A 15,999-nucleotide genomic window follows, 5' to 3' on the forward strand; every position below is an offset into this window, starting at 1 on the left:
TACCTCACAGCTGATAGCGGTAGCTCAGCATCCACTGAGTCGGGGCGCCGTAGCCCAGCTGATTGGCGCCGGTGCTGCCGGCGGTGGCGCCCAGTATGTATTTTTCGTTGAGCACATTGTCCAGATTCAGCTGCAGGGTATGACGCTTCTGCCAGCTGTAGGCGGCCATCAGATCCACTTTGGTGTAGTCCCCCAGGGTCACTGCTTCGTTGTTACCGGCAAAGCGGTTGCCCACATACTTGACGCCGCCACCCAGTTTCAGGCCAAACCCGGTCTGGTAGGTGGTCCACAGGGAGAACAGGTGATCGGACACATCATTGGGCCGGTAGCCGGTTTCCCGGTCCTTTGCCTCCAGATAGCTGTAACCGGCTGCAATGTTCCAGGCATCGGTGATCTGACCCCGGGCTTCCAGCTCCAGGCCTTCATGACGAAATTCGTTGCGAGCGGTGATCTCGCCGTTGCTGTTGGTCTCGGGCTGCTGCTGATCGATACGGAACAGGGCGCCGTGCAGCATCAGCCGGTCTTCAAACAGGTAGGACTTGACCCCCGCTTCCAGCAGATCGGTACGGTAAAACTCGGCCAGTTTGGGGTTGATGTAAATACCGCCGTAGGGCAGCTGCCAGGAACGGCCCCAGCTGCCGTAGAACGACAGTTCATCACTCAGGGTATACACCAGACCCAGACGCGGGCTCAGCTTTTCATCCTCGTTGGTGCTGGTTGCGCCCCTGAACTGCTGCTCCAGCTCCATGCGATCGTAACGCAGGCCGCCCAGCAGCGACCAGCTTCCCAGAGTCACCACGTTCTGGCCGTAAACGCCCAGCGATTCGGTGCTGTTTTGCCGGAACGGGGCAAAACCGGGGTTGGCGGTGTCTCTGCCTGCCGGGTTGAACAGATCCTGTGCCGGCACCTGATCCTTTTTGAGAGTGGCCAGGGTAAAGTCACGATCAAAGGCGTTGTAATCCACGCCCATCAGCAGCTGGTTATGCTCGGTGTTCCAGCTCAGCTCCGACTGCAGGGTGGCGCTGGTCTGGGGATCAAAACCAAAGTTGTTGACCGTCTGCTCCTGCTCTACCCTCTCATCCGTATCCCCGGCGTTGCGAGTGCCTTTCTGCTGCAGGGTAATGCGGTTGTAGGCGGCACGGTTCACCCATTCCCAGCCCCCGTCCAGACTCAGCTTGTGAGTCAGCGCCAGGCGCTGGCTGTCGGCTTCCTGAAAATCGTTGCGCGCGCCGTAGTAGGTTTCCACCGACACATCAACCGGCTTGCCGTTAACCGAAGGCACACCGCGATAGGGGGTGACTTCCTGATGCAGCAGCTCCAGATCCAGATCCAGGGTCTGCTGCTCATCCAGCTGCCAGCGCACCGTGGGGGCGATAAAGTAATCGCTGTAGTCCACTTCGTCCACATGGCTGTCACCTTGCCGCCACTCCAGGTTGATGCGCCCGTTCAGCGAGTCGGTCAGCCTGCTTCCCGCATCCAACCGGCTGCCCACACGGTTGTCGCTGCCGGTACTGAGGCTCACGTCAAGCACGTCCTTGCCATCGGCCCGCTTGCTGATCAGGTTGATGATGCCGCCGGCCGACCCCCGACCATACAGGGCACCGGCCGGCCCCTTGACCACTTCCACCCGCTCGATGTTGGCCAGGCTGCGAAAGGTCTGAAAGCCGCCATCGTCGCGCAGGCCGTCGCGGTAGGTGTCGTTAAGGGCATCAAAACCCCGGATCACAAACTGATCCCGGCTGCCTTCCCCCAAGGTGTTGTTGACCCCGGCCACCCCTTCCAGCGCATCCTCCAGCCGAAGGGCACCCTTGTCCTGCATTTCGGCACCGGATACCACCGACACCGACTGAGGCACCTGCTGCCAGGGCAGCTTGCTCTTGGTGCCGGAGGTGGGCGCATACTCGGCGTAGCCCTGGTAAGACTCCGCTTCCACCAGCACGTCGTCGAGGGTAAAAACATCGTCGGCCTGAGCCAGCGTTGGCAGGCCACAGGCCAGGGCAACGGAAAGGGCAAGGGGGTGGGGTTTGAGCAACATGGTGTATAAGTCCGTTTCAACATTTTAAAAAACAGGTTACGAATGAGAACAAATATCACAATCATGATCAAGAGGATTTATGCTCAAGTGAGGCCTTTCCCGGCATCAGGAAAACAAAAACGGCGTGCCCTGCAGAGCACGCCGTTTGCCGTTTCGGGGAAGCGGGAAAATCAGTCCAACGTTTGCACACCGCCGCCGTTCACAAACAGGGTCTGGCCGCTGACCCAGCGGGATACCGGGGCGGCGAAATAAAGCACGGCGCCGGCAATGTCTTCCGCCTCCCCCAGCCGTTTGAGCGGGGTGTGAGCCAGCATGCGCGCCTCAATTTCGGGGGTGAGCACAGAAGCCAGGGCGTCGGTGCGAATGGCACCCGGGCCCACGGCGTTGACCCGAATGCCAGCGGGGCCATAGTCAAAGGCCAGGTTGGCGGTCATGTGGTTGATGGCGGCCTTGGACGAGGCATAGGCGCTGATGGCCGGGCTTTTGTTGATGGAGCTCATGGACGACATATTGATGATGGAGCCGTAACCGGCCTTTTCCATGTGCGGCGCGCACAGCTGGGCCAGCCGCCAGTTGCTGAACACATTCAGCTCAAAGGTGCGGGCAAACTGCTCAACGGTGAGGGTGGCCGGGCTTTCGCGGCCGGCGCCACCGCCACCCACGTTGTTCACCAGAATATTAATCTGGCCAAATTCCGCCAGGGTCTGGTTGACCAAGGCCACCAGATCGTCGTCCCGGGTGACGTTGCAGGCCACGGCCAGCGCCTGGCCCCCTTCGCGGCGAATGTCTTCGGCGGTGGCCTCGGCGGCGTCCAGCTTCAGATCCGCCACCACCACGCTGGCGCCATGGGCGGCCAGCATTTTGCTGCATCCTCTGCCAATGCCGTTGGCGCCGCCGGTAATAATGGCCACTTTGCCGGTGAGATCAAAGAGTTCAGCAGGTTTCATACGGGCTCCTGTTACGGTTTTTCAAGAGAAATAAGGTGATCGGCCACCGCCTGATATGCCGGCAGCGAAAGGGGATCGTTGGCGCCGTTAGCCGCCACCGGGTGGGAAGCAAAGCGCACCAGCACCATCTCGGCGGCGGGATCGATGTAAATGGTCTGACCATGCACGCCCCGGGCGGCAAAGGCGCCGTTGCGGTTGTGGGTTATCCACCACATGTTGCGGTAAGACCAGCCTTCAAGCTTGTCAAACCCGGCCCTGGCAAAGGCCTCCTTGCTGCCACCGCGCTGAATGTCCTCAATGGCCGCCGCCGGTAAAATCTGCTCGTTCTGCCAGCGGCCCTGATTGCGCACCAGCTCGCCAAAGCGGGCCATGTCGCGCAGGCCGGCGCTCAGGCCGCCGCCGGCAAAGGGAATGCCCAGCTCGTCCACCTGGTAATAGGCGCTCTGCTCCATACCGATGCGCCGCCAGATTTTTTCCGACAGCAGCTCAGCCACCGACTTGCCGGTGACCCGGGAGATCACCCAGCCCAGGGCGTCGCTGTTCACGGTTTTATAGCCAAAGGCCTCGCCATGCTCACCCTGCTTTTGCACCCCGGCAAGATACTCAAAATAGCCCACCGGCCCGGTGTATCCTGCCGGCTTGGGCCAGGGGCTGCCGGCGGCGGAGTATTGCCATACCTCGGCGTTGGGATCGGCATAATTTTCGCTGTATTGCAGACCCGTGGTCATGTCCATCAACTGGCGTACGGTGGCATCGCCAAAGGCGGAGTCTTTCAGCTCGGGCACATAGCCGGCCACCTGTCTGGTGTCATCCAGCTTGCCTTCGGCCACCAGCACGGCGGCCAGCAGGCCGGTAAAGGACTTGGTCACCGACATGGCGGCGTGCTGGCCGTCTTCCTGCAGGGCACCAAAATAGCGCTCATACACCACATCACCCCGGTGCAGAATAATCAGACCATCGGTGTAGTTGCGGGCCAGGGAACTGGCAAAGGTCACGGGCTCTGCACTGCCCCAGGGCAGAAAATGCAGCTTGTCGATCAGCGGATCGAGCCGGTAGTTGAGCGGCGCCGGCGCCCCCAGACCGCGCGACACCTCCACCGTGGGCATAAACTCGCGCATGTGCGCCACGGGCGGGAAATTCAAAAAAGGAGCCGTCGGCGGCGCGCAGGCGTTTTTCCGGCGGTGGCGGAAAGCCCTGCATCCAGCCCTGGGTATTGGGGTTGCTGTCTGCAATGGAAAACGCCGTTGCCGGCAGCGCCAGCAGACTGCACAGCAGGCCGGTGGCGGCCCGCCGCATACGGGGGTATGTTTTCATTATGCTCTTCACGCGCCAGATGGGGTTATGCGGGTCAGTATAGACACAGGCGCGGTTGATGCAGATGGGCAAGGGCGAGCAAAGCGCCCATTTTGGGGGGAATGGGGAATGGGGAATGGGGAAATTGGAGGCCGGGCTTTCGCCACGGATGTAACCCGGCAGCATAAAAACACAGATATAGCCTGAAGTAGCAGTGGGGATTGCCGAAGCCGACCGTCAAATGTCAGGGATGACATTTGCCGAGCGCCCCATGGATGGGCTCGAAGCGTGTCGGCGGAGGCAACCGCACTGCTGCTTCACTGCTACGCGGCAATCACATTGCCGGCCAGCCAGCCGGTGTAGGCCACATACACGGTCAGCAAAAAGGCGCCTTCAAAGCGGTTGATGCGCCCCTGCCGGCCCCTGAAGCCAAAGCCGAGCACAAACAGCGACAGGGTCAGCACTATCATCACCATAAAGTCGCGGCTGATCACTTCCGGCACCACCTCCAGCGGGTGGATCACACCGGCCAGCCCCACCACCGCCAGGGTGTTGAACAGGTTGGAGCCAATCACGTTGCCCAGGGCCAGGTCGTGCTCGTTTTTGCGAATGGCGGCAATGGACGAGGCCAGCTCCGGCAGCGAGGTGCCAATGGCAACAATGGTCAGACCAATAATCAGATCACTCACACCAAAGGCCTGAGCCACGTTCACCGCGCCCCACACCAGAATGCGCGAGCTGATGATCAGCAGCACCAGACCGGCCAGCAGCCAGAACAGCGCCTTTTTCAGGCTCATCAGGTTGTCGTCCAGCTCTTTCTCCTGCTCGGTGGCCATGCTGTCGTTGCCACCCTGCAGGCCCTGGCGAATGCTCCAGGCCATGAGCAGCACAAACACCACCAGCAGTATGATGGCGTCGGGCCGCGCCAGCCAGCCGTTCCACAACAGGCTGAGGGACAGCAGGGTGATCAGCAGCAGTATGGGCAGCTCCTTGCGCAGCACCTGGGAATGCACGGCTATGGGGCTGATCAGCGCCGTTATCCCCAGTATCAGTCCGATATTGGCGATATTGGAGCCATAAGCGTTACCCAGCGCCAGCCCGGGGTTGCCTTCCAGCGCCGAAATGATCGACACCACAATCTCCGGGGCCGAGGTACCAAAGCCCACGATCACCATGCCAATCAGCAGCGGCGGCATGCCCGCATGACGGGCGGTGGCCGAGGCGCCATCCACAAAACGGTCGGCACTCCACACCAGCACCGCAAGGCCCAGTAAAATGGCGGCAACAGACATCAGCATGGGGCATTTCCCCCGTGAACAGGGGCAGACAAAAGAAATGACAGGCAAGACATGTTCATAAGCGCTCTTGGGGCGGGACTCAACAACCAAGACGCAACCACCTCCCGCCCGGTGGATGGTTGCGTCTCGAGTCTCATCAATCCGTCAGGACACGACTGCCATAAGCCTTTGGCTCAGAGATTGTTGACAGCCGTTTCGGCGGGGCCGAACGATTACTCCCTCAAGAGGGCCCATATTGTGCCAGCTTGCGGCGGGCAATTAAAGAACTGTGAGGGGGGGAGGAGTAAAGGGTGAGGAGGAAAGACCCGTGAACTGCCCCTCACACCTCACCCGTCACAACATTCACAAACTTGGAAAGGCAAAGTCCGAGGCCTGATGGCTGGCGCGCTCGGGCCATTTCTGGGTAATGGTCTTGCGCCGGGTGTAAAAGCGCACGGCATCGGGACCGTAGGCGGCCAGATCCCCAAACAGCGAGCGCTTCCAGCCGCCAAAGCTGTGATAGGCCACGGGCACCGGCAGCGGCACGTTGATGCCGACCATGCCCACCTCGATTTGATCGCCAAACAGCCGCGCCGCCTCGCCGTCCCGCGTAAACAGACAGGTGCCGTTGCCGTATTCATGGGCGTTCACCAGGGCAATGGCGTCTTCCAGGCTTCCAACCCGTACCACGCACAGCACGGGACCAAAGATTTCTTCCCGGTAAATACGCATGTCGGGGGTGACCCGGTCAAACAGGCAGCCACCGATAAAATAGCCGGCTTCATGGCCCGGCACCGTTATGCCCCGGCCGTCCACCGCCAGAGCGGCGCCGGCCTGCAGACCGTCTTCAATGTAACCGGTGATTTTCTCCAGATGCTCCTTACTTATCACCGGGCCCATGTCGTGACCGCCTTGCGTACCCGGGCCAATATTGAGTGCCCGGACTTTTTCACTCAGTTTTTCCACCAGGGCGTCGGCCACCGCATCGCCCACGCACACCGCCACCGAAATGGCCATGCAGCGCTCACCACAGGAGCCGTAGGCCGCGCCCATCAGGGCGCTGACGGCGTTGTCGAGATCCGCATCGGGCAGCAGCACGGCATGGTTTTTGGCGCCGCCCAGCGCCTGCACCCGCTTGCCGTGGGCCGTGCCTTTGGCATAAATATGCTCGGCCACCGGAGTGGAGCCCACAAAGCTCACCGCCTTGACGCCCTTGTGCTCCAGCAATGCATCCACCGCCTCGCGACCGCCCTGCACTACGTTGAGCACGCCCTTGGGCAAGCCGGCTTCCTCCAGCAGTTCGGCAATCAGCAAGGACGAGCCGGGATCCTTCTCCGAGGGCTTGAGCACAAAGCAGTTGCCGCAGGCGATGGCCATGGGAAACATCCACAGCGGCACCATGGCGGGAAAGTTGAACGGGGTAATACCGGCCACCACGCCCAGGGGCTGAAAGTCGGACCAGGCGTCGATGTCCGGCCCCACATTGCGGGTAAACTCCCCTTTCAGCAGGCCGGGCACGCCGCAGGCGTATTCCACGTTTTCCATGCCCCGCTGCAACTCGCCACGGGCGTCTTCCAGGGTTTTGCCGTGCTCCTCGGCAATCAGCCGGCAAATGTCATCGGCCCGCTCTTCCAGCAGCTGACGATAACGGAACATCACCCGCGCCCGTTTGGCCGGCGGGGTGTCGCGCCAGGCGGGAAAAGCGGCCTCGGCGGCGGCCACCGCCTGGTTTACGGTGGCGGCATCGGCCACCGCCACTTGCGCGCACACCGCCCCAGTGGCGGGGTTGAATACGTCCAGCAGCTGAGTGCCGTGGTGATGTTCGCCGTTGATCAGGTGAGGAATGGTGTTCATGGTGAGTCCTTATTTTGATTTCTATTTGCATAATCAGCGGCGTAGGTTGGCGATGAGCGCAGCGAATTCACAACATTCCGCAAGCACCTGTTGTGTTGGGTTTCGTTCCTCAACCCAACCTACGCGCCGTTTTTATCCCTGTGCTTTCAGCACGCGGTGCACGGCGTTGAACAACTGCTCCAGCTCGTCGGGGGTGGAGATAAAGGGCGGGCCAAACTGCAGGGTGTCGCCGCCAAAGCGCACGTAATAGCCCGCCTGCCACAGTTCAATGGCCAGCTCCATGGGTCGGCGCGCCGGCTCACCCGGGTATGGCGCCAGCTGCACCGCCCCGGCCAGGCCGCAGTTGCGAATGTCCACCACATGGGGCAGCCCCTTCAGCCGGTGGATCTGCTCTTCCAGCACCGGCATCAGCGCCCGCACTCGACCCAGCATCTCGTCGTCGATAATGGCGTCGAGCGAAGCCATGGCGGCGGCACAGGCCACCGGGTGGCCGGAATAGGTATAACCGTGAGGGAATTCCACCATATAGTCCGGGCCGGGCTGCTCCATAAAGGCCTGATAGATCTGCTCCCGGGCGATCACCGCGCCCATCGGCACCACGCCGTTGGTGAGCTGCTTGGCCACATTCATGATGTCGGGAACCACGCCAAAGGTCTCGGCGCCAAACAACTCGCCCATGCGCCCCAGGCCGGTGATCACCTCATCGAAAATCAGCAAAATATCGTGCCGGTCGCAGATCTCACGCAGCCGCTGCAAGTAACCCACCGGCGGCACTATGACCCCGGCCGAGCCGGACATGGGCTCGACGATCACCGCCGCGATATTGGAGGCATCGTGCAGCTCAATCAGCTGCAGCAAATGGTCGGCCAGCCCGGCGCCGTGCTCGGGCTGGCCCCGGCTGAAGGCGTTTTCCGCAAGCAGGGTATGGGGCAGATGATCCGCCTCCACCAGCTGGCCATAGTGCTTGCGGTTGGGGCCAATGCCCCCCAGGCTGGTGCCGCCCATGTTCACCCCGTGATAGCCCCGAGCCCGACCAATGAGGCGGGTCTTTTCCGGTTTGCCTTTGGCGCGCCAGTAGGCCCGGGCCATTTTCAGCGCGGTGTCGGCACACTCGGAGCCGGAATTGGTGAAGAACACGCGGTTCAGATCGGCCGGGGCCAGATTCGCCAGCCGCTCTGCCAGCTCAAAGGCCAGGGGGTGGCCGGTCTGAAAGCCGGGGGCGTAATCCAGGGTATGGAGCTGACGGTGAATGGCCTCAATGATTTTGGGGTGGCGGTGACCCAGCCCGGTGCACCAGAGCCCGGACAGGCTGTCGAACAGCCTGCGGCCGTGCACGTCGGTAAAATAGGCGCCGTCCGCTTCAGCCACCAGCCGGGGCGCGGCCTTGAAGGCCCGGTTGCCGGTAAAGGGCATCCAGAAGGCCTCCAGACTGAGCTGCTGCCCCATTTCCTGCTTGCTGCCAATGCTTGCCATGGTGTTCATCACGACTCCTGCCAAGGTTTGATGCTCCCATGGTGATCGCCGTTGTACTTTTGTTAAATATAAACTTTATTAAGTTCAGTTAATCGTATGCTGAACTTATATAAAAAGGGGTCGGAGTCATTTTTCAGCTGGTTTTAGCTGAAAAATGACTCCGACCCCTTTTAAAACCCCTTTTTAAGGAGGCGATATGAAGACACCCGGTCAGGTGAGCGATTTCGATCTGAAGCTGCTGAAAGTGTTTCGCACCGTGGCCGCCTGCGGCGGGTTTTCCGCCGCCGAGGTGGCCCTGGGCATCAGCCGGGCGGCCATCAGCATGCAGATGGCGGATCTGGAAAAACGGCTGGGGGTCAAGCTGTGCCAGCGGGGCCGGGCCGGGTTTGCCCTGACCGACGAAGGCAGGCGGGTGCTGGACGCCGGCGACCGGCTGTTTGGCGCCGTGGAGCACTTTCGCGCCGAGATCAGCGAGCTGCACCGGCATCTGCAGGGCACCCTAGTGATCGGCATTACCGACAACCTGGTCAGCCACCCGGGCATGAAAATCACTCATGGCCTGGCCGCACTCAAGGCGCGCGGGCCCCAGGTGCAGATTGATCTGCGCATGCAGCCTTCCGACGACATTGAAATCGGTGTGCTCGACGGCCGCCTTAATGTGGGTGTGGTCCCGAAGGTAAGGGAGCTGCCTGGGCTCGATTACCGGCCGCTGTATGAAGAAAGCACCCGCCTCTATTGTGCCGACAACCACCCGCTGTTTGCCGACCCTGCCGGCAACGTCTTTGAACACGAGCTGGTGCAGCCCCGCTTTGCCCGTCCTGCCGAGGCCGCCGCCCTGTATGATCGTCATATTGCCGGCGCCCAGGCCAGTGATCGGGAAGGCATACTGTTTCTGGTGCTCACCGGCTGTTATCTCGGTTACCTGCCCGATCACTACGCCGCCCCCTGGGTGAAGGCCGGCCGGCTGCGCGCTCTGCAACCCGGGTTTACCACCCATTTTTGCGCCATTACCGCCCGCAGCCAGCGGCCCAACCTGGTGCTGGAAACCTTTCTGGAAACGCTTAAGTAAAAATGACTCCGACCCCTTTTAAAAATCGCCCCCTTTTTAGTTTTCACTTTATTGATCCAGATCAGTCCTGTTTGGCTACATAACGATCAAACTTGCATTTGAGATACACATAAACAGTCGCACTCAGTGCAGGGAGTATCCTATGAAGCCACGCAAGCTTGTCGCCGCCATCAGTCTCGCCCTCGCCTTCTCCGCTCAGGCCAGCCAGCTGCCTGTAGAAGAAGCCATGCTCACTTCGCCGCCGGTAGTGCCGCCGCCCATCACCCGGGATCATGCCGCCAAAGTGGTGGTAAAAATGGAAACCGTGGAAAAAGTCATGGAAATCGCCGACGGCGTGGAATACATGTTCTGGACCTTTGGCGGCTCGGTGCCCGGCCAGTTTTTACGGGTGCGGGAAGGGGACGAAGTCGAATTTCACCTCTCCAACCACCCCAGCTCCAAAATGCCCCACAACATCGATCTGCACGCGGTTACCGGCCCTGGCGGTGGCGCCGCCTCGTCCTTTACTGCCCCTGGCCACACCTCGGTGTTTAATTTCAAGGCGCTCAACCCCGGCCTGTATGTGTATCACTGCGCCACCGCCCCGGTGGGCATGCACGTGGCCAACGGCATGTATGGCCTGATCCTGGTGGAGCCCAAAGAAGGCCTGCCGCCGGTAGACCGGGAATATTACGTGATGCAGGGCGACTTCTACACCAAGGGCGAATACGGCGAGCAGGGCCTGCAGCCCTTTGACATGGACAAGGCCATTCGCGAGCAGCCCGACTATGTGGTGTTCAACGGCGCCGTGGGGGCGCTCAGTGGCGACAAGGCGCTTACCGCCAACGTGGGCGAAACCGTGCGCCTGTATGTGGGTAACGGCGGGCCCAACCTGGTGTCATCGTTTCACGTGATTGGCGAGATCTTCGACAAGGTCAACGTGGAAGGTGGCACCGCCATCAATGAAAACGTGCAAACCACCCTGGTGCCCGCCGGCGGCGCAGCCATGGCCGAGTTCAAGCTCGACGTGCCCGGCAATTTCATCATGGTGGATCACTCCATTTTCCGTGCCTTTAACAAGGGAGCGCTGGGCATGATGCAGGTGGAAGGCCCCGAAGACAAAATCGTCTATTCCGGCAAGGTGGCCGAAAACGTCTATCTGCCTGAAGGCTCGGCGGTACAGGTCATGCCCAACGGGCATCCCAAAGTGGTGGCCAAAACCAAAGAAGAACGCCTGCTCTACGGAAAGCGGGCCTATGAGGCCAACTGTCAGGCCTGCCACCAGAACGAGGGCCAGGGCATTCCCGGCGCCTTTCCTCCGCTGGCGGCTTCAGACTTTCTTAATGCCGATCACACCCGCGCCACCGACGTGGTGCTGCACGGCCTGAAAGGCCCCATCAAGGTCAATGGTCAGGCCTACGACAGCATCATGCCGGCCATGCGCCTGTCGGACGAAGACACCGCCAACGTGCTGACCTATGTGCTGAACAGCTGGGGTAACGACGGTGGCGAAGTCACCCCCGAGCAGGTGGCCGAGCGCCGGGAAAAAGGCCAGACCATCATCGTGGCCGGGAGCGCCCACTAATGAGCCTGGCGCTGCTGCTGAGCCTGACACTGGCGACCGATATGGCCTCGCTTCCCGCCGGGGAAGTCAGGCCCCTGTATCTGACCAAAGACAGTCCGCTCACGCCGGTGGCGCCCTTTATGCTCGACAAGACCCCGGTCACCAACCGGCAATTCGCGGCCTTTGTGGCCGCCCATCCAAAATGGCAGCCGGGCCATCCCCCGGCCCTGCTGACCGAACCGGCCTATCTGCAACACTGGCCCGGTTTAACGCCGGCTGAGGAGCAGCACCATCAGCCGGTCACCTTTGTGTCCTGGTTTGCCGCCGATGCCTATTGCCGTGCTCAGGGCAAGCGGCTGCCCACAGTGGCGGAATGGGAATACACCGCCCAGGCCTCGGAAACCGCCGCCTTTGGCGCCACCGAGCCCGGCTTTACCCGGCGCATTCTCGACTGGTATGCCCTGCCCGCCACCGCACGCCTGAATAACGTGGGCCGAAGCCCGGCCAACTACTGGCAAGTGCAGGATCTGCACGGCCTGGTATGGGAATGGACTCAGGACTTTAACTCGGCGCTGGTCACCGGTGAATCCAGGGGCGACAGCAGCCTGGATAAAGGGCTGTTCTGTGGCTCGGCCGCCGCCGGCAGTACCGATCCGTCCGATTACGCCGCCTTTATGCGCTATGGCTTTCGTTCCAGCCTGAAGGCCACCTATGCCCTGGGCAACCTGGGCTTTCGCTGTGCCGGAGAGATACACGATGAAAATACTCACCCTGTTGCTGATGCTGCTCAGCCTTGACGCCCTCGCCGCCCTGCCCGGCGACTCCCTCTACCAGCTCAATGACGAGTGGCAGAACAGCCAGGAAAAAACGGTTAAACTGGAAAATCTGGCGGGTAAAAAACAGCTTTTTGCGTTTATCTACACCGACTGCGCCACCGCCTGCCCGGTGATCGTGTCGGATCTCAAGCGTATTCAGCAGGCGCTGACTCCGGCCCAGCAGCAACAACTCGGCTTTGTGCTGGTGTCCCTCACACCGGGGGTGGATACCCCCAAGGTGATGGCGCACTTTGCCGGCAAGCGCCGGCTGGATGAGCACTGGACCCTGCTCAGCGGCAACAACGATCAGGTGCGCACCCTGGCCATGGCGCTCAATATCAAATACACCGGGCTGGCCAACGGCGAGGTTGCGCATTCCAACACCATCACCGCCCTGGATGAACGGGGCCGCATTCTGTTTCAGCAAAGCGGCCTGCCCGGCGGACCCGAGGCCGTGATAGAAAAAATGGGACTATGAAATAAAAGGGGTCGGAGTCATTTTTCGGCTTTGGCCGAAAAATGACTCCGACCCCTTTTATTTTCTTTTTATTTTTCAAGCTCGGCAATGCGGGCCTTGAGCCTGGCTACTTCCGCTTCCAGCTCGGCAATGCGGGCCTGGGCGTCGCCGGCCTGCTCCACCAGCGGGGCCGCCGGCTCGCTGACCGGCACGTCGCCAAACAGATGGGCGTAGCGCGACTCCCGTTTGCCGGGCTGGCGCTCCAGCTTCACCACAAAGGGGCCTTTTTCCATCAGGCTGTGCAGGCAGGCATCCACCTCGCTCACCTCCCCAAAGGAATGCAGACGGGCGCAGCGGCTGCGCAGCTCCCCCGGGGTTTGCGGGCCCCGCAACAGCAGCTCGCACACAATGGCCAGTTCGCCGGGGCTGAAGTGCAGCTCGCCGAACTCGGTGTTGCAGAAGCGATGCTGATACTTGGCGGCCCGGGCGTTAAAGCCGGCTACGTTGTTCACCAGCCGCCGGGCGCCAAGGGTGTTCAGCACCGACTGCACTTCGCCTTCATCCAGGCTCATCACCGGATCCCGGTTGCTCTTCTGGTTGCAGGCATTCACCAGCGAATTAAGGGTAAGGGGATAGACATCGGGGGTGGACACCTGTTTTTCAATCAGGCAGCCAATCACGCGTTGCTCGAGGGCAGACAGTTTTTCCATAACCAGGCTCCTTGTGTTCTGCTTCAAGACTACCGGACAACCCTCAAAACACCAACGATTTCCGCTGCTTATACTCCGCCCGTCAGGCCGCGACCGGTGGCGCCTCCAGCGGCGGCAGGCCATGGGCCGCCCGGGCCCGGTTGCAGGCGCCCTCGGCGTCATAGGCCTCAAAGTCCCGGCAGGGACCGGGCCGGTTTTCATAAATGGTGCAGGACACGCAACCGCCCACCTCCCCTTCCAGCGCCACACAGCGGGGCGCGGGCTGGTTGGTGCCGCGCATGGCCAGCCGGGAATAAGACACGGGCTCGATCAGGGCCTCGGGCACGGCATAATCGCTGTGCACTTCGCCCCAGTAAAAAGACACACGAAAAAACGCGCAGCAGGCGCCGCAATTCAAACAGGGATTGCCACCACTCATTAACGCCTTACCTCCAGGCAAAACCAAAACATTGACATCCTCCCCCAGCTAAAGCAGGGGGATTCCTACCGCTAGACGGCGATGCCCCGCCGCAAGAATGTTCATGGCCGCATTCACATCGCGGTCGTGCTCTGCTCCGCACTCAGAGCATGTCCATTCTCTTATTCCAAGACCTGCGAACCCTTTCGGCCTCGAATCGGGCAGGGTGCCGCAACTCGAACAGGTTTGGGTGGAGTAGGATTCGTTAACGACTTCAAACACCACTGACCGCGCTATCGCTTTGTATTCCAGTTGTGTTTTGAGCATGGCCCATCCCGCATCCAGTACCGATTTGGCCATGCGGGTTTGGGTCAGCTTGGTGCTGCTCACGTCGCCAACGAAAATCGCAGCGTGGTTGTTGACCAGCCTCGTGCTGAATTTATGCAAGGCGTCCTTGCGCCGGTTCTTGATCTTGGCGTGGATCGCTTTTACCCGCTGTTTCTTGTTGGCCTGTTGGGCCTTGCCAAGAGCACTTTCCAGATCACGGTAACACCGCCCGGCTGACAGTCTGGTGCCGTCACTACAGGTAGCGGCATCTTTCAGGCCCAGATCAATGCCCACGGCGCTTTTGCCTTCCGTTACCGGTTGGGCGGCCACCTGCACACAGATATTAAAGTACCAGCGGCCCCGTGCATCTTCCGAGAAACTGCCCGCCCGAAACTGGTACTTGGACAAGCCATAACTGTCCCAGACCTTGAAGTGGTGCCCGGCAAATTTGACCTGACCGTTGCGCCATTGGGCCGCCCGGCTCTTGAAGGGGATAAAGCCAAGGGAGCGTTTTGAACCGGAGCTGACACGCCAACGCAGCTTGGCCCGCTTAAACTGCTTGCGGGCTTTGGCATGAACGGCAATCACTTCCTGCACGGTGGCTGAGCCGATCAGATAACCGCGCTCTTTCTGAATGCCCGCCGTCAGCTTCTGAACATCAAACGCAGACAACCACTCAGGCTTAACCGGGCCAAGGTCGCTATGGTTGCGGCCGGCCTTCATGGTCAGTTCGTTGGCGTGGTTAAAGACCTGATTGACCTCGAACGCCATCTGCCGGAGCAGTTTGGCGTGCTTATCCTTAACCCGAACGCTGAGTGTTTTAGTCTGTACGTTCATACAGTACATGATAGAGCATTGACGTTGCTTCGCAACGTGGCGCTATCCCTCCCCGCCCTAAAGGACGGGGCTTCCCGCGCCGTCTTGGTGACGAAAACGGATTGTGAAAAACTCGGAAAAGTCCGAAAGCGGCAACAACGGAAAAGAAACTGGCGAACGGGACGGCTGCCCGGCGCGACGTGCCGGTAATGACTCCTCAGTGGCTTAACAGGACATTATTGATAAATCGAAAAACGGCGGCAGGCAAGCGGTTTCACCCTTTTTATTTATGCTGAAAACGGCATACTGAAGTTCACGTTTACAAAGGAGAACCCCATGCTGATGCAACCCGAAAAAGCCGCTCTGATGGTGATCGACATTCAGGAAAAACTGGTGCCCGCCATCCACCAGGGCAATCGCCTGGTGGCCCGTGCCGGCTGGCTGATCGGCGCCTGCCAGGTGCTGGGCACCCCCACCCTGTTTACCGAGCAGTATCCCCGCGGCCTGGGCCATACCCTGCCCGAGCTCACCGCGCTGGTGGAACGCCCCGAGGTAGACAAAAAAGTACACTTTTCCGCCGTGGCCGGGGGGTGTCTGCCCAAGCACTGGCAGGATCGCAGCCAGATCATCGTGTGCGGCATGGAAGCCCACGTTTGCGTGCTGCAAACCGTGCTGGAGCTGCTGCAGTCAGGCAAGGAGGTCTTTGTGGTGGCCGACGCCGTGGGCAGCCGCACCGAAGAGAACCGTCAGCTGGGCCTGGAGCGCATGCGCGCCGCCGGGGCACACATCGTCAGCCGGGAAATGGTGGTGTTTGAGCTGATGCAGCAGGCCGGTACCGATACCTTCAAGAGCATCAGCAAACAGTTTCTGGTGGGGGAACAGCCTTGACTTCAGGGAATGGGGAATGGGGAATGGGGAATGGGGAATGGGGAATCGTAGGCCCCGCTTCAGCGGGGCACCAATCCCTATTCCCTGGTCCCTAATCC

General features: G+C 60.7%; 14 protein-coding genes. 5 read left to right on the plus strand and 9 right to left on the minus strand.

The genetic code is table 11. The features are described 5' to 3' along the window. Positions 1–4 precede the first annotated feature (4 nt). From DA373_RS04230 to DA373_RS04255, 6 genes are all read right to left on the minus strand, one after another. A complete protein-coding gene (locus tag DA373_RS04230) occupies positions 5–2,035 on the minus strand; it encodes a TonB-dependent receptor (RefSeq protein ID WP_107851094.1) in 2,031 nt (676 codons plus the stop codon). Between the two features lie 170 nt (positions 2,036–2,205). Next, positions 2,206–2,982, minus strand: coding sequence for a glucose 1-dehydrogenase (locus DA373_RS04235; protein WP_107851095.1), 777 nt, complete (start codon positions 2,980–2,982; stop codon positions 2,206–2,208). 11 nt (positions 2,983–2,993) lie between these two features. Continuing rightward, entirely contained in the window at positions 2,994–4,100 is a 1,107-nt protein-coding gene (locus tag DA373_RS04240; protein ID WP_232821187.1) for a serine hydrolase domain-containing protein, read from the minus strand. Between the two features lie 498 nt (positions 4,101–4,598). Next, on the minus strand, positions 4,599–5,573 hold the full coding sequence (locus DA373_RS04245; RefSeq protein ID WP_107851096.1) for a calcium/sodium antiporter: 975 nt from the start codon (positions 5,571–5,573) through the stop codon (positions 4,599–4,601). 342 nt (positions 5,574–5,915) lie between these two features. Next, complete coding sequence (locus DA373_RS04250; protein WP_107851097.1) at positions 5,916–7,406, minus strand: CoA-acylating methylmalonate-semialdehyde dehydrogenase; 1,491 nt, start codon at positions 7,404–7,406, stop codon at positions 5,916–5,918. A 132-nt stretch (positions 7,407–7,538) separates the two neighbouring features. Beyond that, positions 7,539–8,888, minus strand: a complete 1,350-nt coding sequence (locus DA373_RS04255; RefSeq protein WP_107851098.1) for an aspartate aminotransferase family protein — start codon at positions 8,886–8,888, stop codon at positions 7,539–7,541. A 187-nt stretch (positions 8,889–9,075) separates the two neighbouring features. Between DA373_RS04255 and DA373_RS04260 the strand changes: the two genes are divergently transcribed. The 4 genes from DA373_RS04260 to DA373_RS04275 all read left to right on the plus strand — a co-directional run bounded on the left by DA373_RS04260 (position 9,076) and on the right by DA373_RS04275 (position 12,784). Further along, entirely contained in the window at positions 9,076–9,948 is an 873-nt protein-coding gene (locus DA373_RS04260; RefSeq protein ID WP_107851099.1) for a LysR family transcriptional regulator, read from the plus strand. A gap of 142 nt (positions 9,949–10,090) precedes the next feature. Next, on the plus strand, positions 10,091–11,512 hold the full coding sequence (gene nirK, locus DA373_RS04265; RefSeq protein ID WP_107851100.1) for a copper-containing nitrite reductase: 1,422 nt from the start codon (positions 10,091–10,093) through the stop codon (positions 11,510–11,512). Beyond that, a complete protein-coding gene (locus tag DA373_RS04270) occupies positions 11,512–12,288 on the plus strand; it encodes a formylglycine-generating enzyme family protein (protein ID WP_107851101.1) in 777 nt (258 codons plus the stop codon). The genes nirK and DA373_RS04270 overlap by 1 nt, the downstream gene beginning before the upstream one ends. Continuing rightward, complete coding sequence (locus tag DA373_RS04275; RefSeq protein WP_157953676.1) at positions 12,248–12,784, plus strand: SCO family protein; 537 nt, start codon at positions 12,248–12,250, stop codon at positions 12,782–12,784. The genes DA373_RS04270 and DA373_RS04275 overlap by 41 nt, the downstream gene beginning before the upstream one ends. A gap of 68 nt (positions 12,785–12,852) precedes the next feature. Here the strand turns inward: DA373_RS04275 and DA373_RS04280 are convergent, their stop codons facing one another. The 3 genes from DA373_RS04280 to DA373_RS04290 form a co-directional block, all read right to left on the minus strand. Continuing rightward, positions 12,853–13,473 carry a YceH family protein gene (locus DA373_RS04280; protein WP_107851103.1) on the minus strand — a complete coding sequence of 207 codons (621 nt, stop codon included), beginning with the start codon at positions 13,471–13,473 and terminating at the stop codon, positions 12,853–12,855. Between the two features lie 82 nt (positions 13,474–13,555). Beyond that, positions 13,556–13,891: a YkgJ family cysteine cluster protein gene (locus tag DA373_RS04285; protein ID WP_107851104.1), complete on the minus strand. Its 336-nt coding sequence runs from the start codon at positions 13,889–13,891 to the stop codon at positions 13,556–13,558. A 48-nt stretch (positions 13,892–13,939) separates the two neighbouring features. Next, complete coding sequence (locus DA373_RS04290) at positions 13,940–15,034, minus strand: RNA-guided endonuclease InsQ/TnpB family protein (RefSeq protein WP_107851105.1); 1,095 nt, start codon at positions 15,032–15,034, stop codon at positions 13,940–13,942. A 315-nt stretch (positions 15,035–15,349) separates the two neighbouring features. On the opposite strand from DA373_RS04290, the gene DA373_RS04295 reads away from it, so the two are divergent. Then, positions 15,350–15,901, plus strand: a complete 552-nt coding sequence (locus DA373_RS04295) for a hydrolase (protein ID WP_107851106.1) — start codon at positions 15,350–15,352, stop codon at positions 15,899–15,901. Positions 15,902–15,999 lie beyond the last annotated feature (98 nt).

The organism is Oceanimonas marisflavi, assembly GCF_003049725.1.
In the GTDB taxonomy this organism is placed as follows: Bacteria; Pseudomonadota; Gammaproteobacteria; order Enterobacterales; family Aeromonadaceae; genus Oceanimonas; species Oceanimonas marisflavi.

Coding starts and splice junctions, on each gene's coding strand:
- DA373_RS04290 (WP_107851105.1), bottom strand. CDS start 15,034: ATGAACGTACAGACTAAAACACTCAGCGTTCGGGTTAAGGATAAGCAC.
- DA373_RS04230 (WP_107851094.1), bottom strand. CDS start 2,035: ATGTTGCTCAAACCCCACCCCCTTGCCCTTTCCGTTGCCCTGGCCTGT.
- DA373_RS04245 (WP_107851096.1), bottom strand. CDS start 5,573: ATGCTGATGTCTGTTGCCGCCATTTTACTGGGCCTTGCGGTGCTGGTG.
- DA373_RS04240 (WP_232821187.1), bottom strand. CDS start 4,100: ATGCGCGAGTTTATGCCCACGGTGGAGGTGTCGCGCGGTCTGGGGGCG.
- nirK (WP_107851100.1), top strand. CDS start 10,091: ATGAAGCCACGCAAGCTTGTCGCCGCCATCAGTCTCGCCCTCGCCTTC.
- DA373_RS04270 (WP_107851101.1), top strand. CDS start 11,512: ATGAGCCTGGCGCTGCTGCTGAGCCTGACACTGGCGACCGATATGGCC.
- DA373_RS04285 (WP_107851104.1), bottom strand. CDS start 13,891: ATGAGTGGTGGCAATCCCTGTTTGAATTGCGGCGCCTGCTGCGCGTTT.
- DA373_RS04235 (WP_107851095.1), bottom strand. CDS start 2,982: ATGAAACCTGCTGAACTCTTTGATCTCACCGGCAAAGTGGCCATTATT.
- DA373_RS04280 (WP_107851103.1), bottom strand. CDS start 13,473: ATGGAAAAACTGTCTGCCCTCGAGCAACGCGTGATTGGCTGCCTGATT.
- DA373_RS04255 (WP_107851098.1), bottom strand. CDS start 8,888: ATGAACACCATGGCAAGCATTGGCAGCAAGCAGGAAATGGGGCAGCAG.
- DA373_RS04295 (WP_107851106.1), top strand. CDS start 15,350: ATGCTGATGCAACCCGAAAAAGCCGCTCTGATGGTGATCGACATTCAG.
- DA373_RS04250 (WP_107851097.1), bottom strand. CDS start 7,406: ATGAACACCATTCCTCACCTGATCAACGGCGAACATCACCACGGCACT.
- DA373_RS04275 (WP_157953676.1), top strand. CDS start 12,248: ATGAAAATACTCACCCTGTTGCTGATGCTGCTCAGCCTTGACGCCCTC.
- DA373_RS04260 (WP_107851099.1), top strand. CDS start 9,076: ATGAAGACACCCGGTCAGGTGAGCGATTTCGATCTGAAGCTGCTGAAA.